Origin of the sequence: Actinoallomurus liliacearum, assembly GCF_039542035.1 — a bacterium.
Lineage (GTDB): Bacteria > Actinomycetota > Actinomycetes > Streptosporangiales > Streptosporangiaceae > Actinoallomurus > Actinoallomurus liliacearum.
Window position 1 is genome coordinate 43,237 of the sequence record NZ_BAABHJ010000040.1, and the last position, 2,196, is coordinate 45,432.

The window sequence follows — 2,196 nt, forward strand, 5'->3', positions numbered from 1 at the left end:
CGATGACGAGCTTCGTACACCACTTGCGGGCCCGGGTCGCGCGCTTCGGCGACGACCGCTGGTACGCGCTGGTCGACGAGCACAAGGGTGAGCTCGTCGAGCTCGAGCGGGCGACGTTCGCGGAGCTGGACGGCCGCGCGCGGGCGGCGGGCGCGTGGCTGGCCCAGGCCGGGCTGAGCGGCGAGACCGCGCTGCTGCTCTATCCGGCGGGGCTGGAGTTCCTCCGTGTGTTCCTCGGCTGCCTGTACTCGCGGGTGATCGCCGTGCCGTCGCCGCTGCCGTCCACCGACCCGCGCGCCCTCGAACGCGCGGCGGGCATCATCAAGGACGCCGACATCCGGATCGTGCTCACCGACACGGCGAACGCGCCGCTGCTCACCTCCTGGCTGCAGGAGGCGGGCCTGGACTGCCGGGTGACGTGCGTGGCCACCGACGCCACCACCATGCCGGACCCCGACGCGTGGGAGATGCCGGAGGACCTGGAGCCGGGGACCCCGGCGTACCTGCAGTACACCTCCGGGTCCACGAGCGAGCCGCGCGGCGTGCTGCTGTCCCACGGCAACCTGCTGCACAACTCGGCGCAGATCTACTCGGTCATCGGCCGGCCCGAGGACGGGATCGGCGCGGGCTGGCTGCCGCACTACCACGACATGGGGCTCATCGGGCTGCTCCTCCAGCCGCTGTACGCGGGCGGCAGCCTGGTCTTCACCTCACCCGTGTCCTTCGTGATGAAGCCGGTGCTCTGGCTGCGGATGATCAGCCGGTACCGCGCCCAGTACACCGTCGCGCCGAACTTCGCCTACGAGTGGCTGGTCCGCGGCGCCAGGGACGAGCAGCTCGCCGACCTGGACCTGTCCTCGCTCGCCTGGGCCCTCAACGGCGCCGAGCCCGTCCGGACCTCCACCCTCGACAAGGTCGTCCGGCGGTTCGGCGACCTGGGGTTCCGGCGCGAGGCCTGGGCGCCGGGCTACGGCATGGCCGAGGCGACGCTGCTCGTCACCGGCACCGGGCGCGGCCAGGAACCGGTCGTCGGCCGGTTCGACCCGGCCGCGCTGGAACAGGACCGCGCCGAACCGGCCGCCGACGGCGTCGAACTGGTCGGGTGCGGCCGGCCGATCGACCTCACGGTGCGGATCGTCCACCCCGAGTCGGCCGAGCTGCTGCCCGACGGCCGGATCGGCGAGATCTGGGTCGCGGGCGGCAGCGTCGCGCTCGGGTACTGGCAGCGCGCCGAGGCCACCGAGGAGACCTTCCGGGCGCGCCTGTCCACCGGGGAGGGGCCGTTCCTGCGCACCGGGGACCTCGGCTTCCTGCGCGACGGCGAGCTGTACGTCACCGGCCGGCTGAAGGACCTGATCATCGTCAACGGCCGGAACATCTATCCACAGGATGTGGAGGAGGCGAGCCGCGACGTCCACCCCGCCGCGCGTGCCGCCGCCGCGTTCGGCGTGGAGGCCGGGCGCGAGCACGTCGTACTCATTCAAGAGGTGCGCCCTGCGGACCTGGGCGACCTCACGTACGAGGGCCTCGCCAGACGGATCAAGGGGGAGCTGGCCCGGGCGTTCGGGCTGCCCTCGATGAACGTCGTCCTCGTCCCGCGCGGCGGCGTCGGCAAGACCACCAGCGGCAAGATCCAGCGGCGGCGCATGCGCGAGATGTTCCTGGCCGACCGGATCGACCCCCTGCACGCCGAGCTCGAACCCGAGCTGCGCGCCCTCGTCGACCGGCCCGCCGCCGGTTGACCGGCCGGACTCCCCCGCACCCGGCGCACTTACGGAGGCCCCCATGCCCAGCGAAACGCTCATCCGCGACTGGCTCACCCAGCGCGTCGCCGAATACCTCGAACGACCCCCCGCGGACATCGACCCGTCGGCGATGCTCGCCGAGTACGGCATGGACTCGGTGTACGCGATCAGCCTGTGCGGCGACATCGAGGCGGAGTACGACCTCGACGTCGAGCCGACCCTCGCCTGGACCCACCCCACCATCGACGCCATCGCCGCCCACCTCGGCGAACGCGTCGGCGACCGCCCCGCACCCGGCGCTGTCATCCCCGACCAACCGGCCCCGACCGACCTCCCGGTTCTCCCCGACCAACCGACCGACCTCCCCGTTTTTCCCGACCAACCGGCCCCGACCGACCTCCCTGTTTTTCCCGACCAACCGGCCCCGACCGACCTCCCGGCCTGACCCTCC

At 72.7% G+C, this 2,196-nt stretch carries 2 protein-coding genes; both read left to right on the forward strand.

From position 1 onward, the window contains the following. Nucleotides 1-2 precede the first annotated feature (2 nt). Complete coding sequence (locus ABD978_RS38765; protein WP_345365787.1) at nt 3-1,742, forward strand: fatty acyl-AMP ligase; 1,740 nt, start codon at nt 3-5, stop codon at nt 1,740-1,742. Between the two features lie 43 nt (nt 1,743-1,785). After that, entirely contained in the window at nt 1,786-2,190 is a 405-nt protein-coding gene (locus tag ABD978_RS38770) for an acyl carrier protein (RefSeq protein ID WP_345365789.1), read from the forward strand. The last annotated feature ends 6 nt before the right edge of the window (nt 2,191-2,196 follow it).

Bases quoted from the DNA above. Each gene is read 5' to 3' on its own strand.
- ABD978_RS38765 (WP_345365787.1), top strand. From the start codon at position 3: ATGACGAGCTTCGTACACCACTTGCGGGCCCGGGTCGCGCGCTTCGGC.
- ABD978_RS38770 (WP_345365789.1), top strand. From the start codon at position 1,786: ATGCCCAGCGAAACGCTCATCCGCGACTGGCTCACCCAGCGCGTCGCC.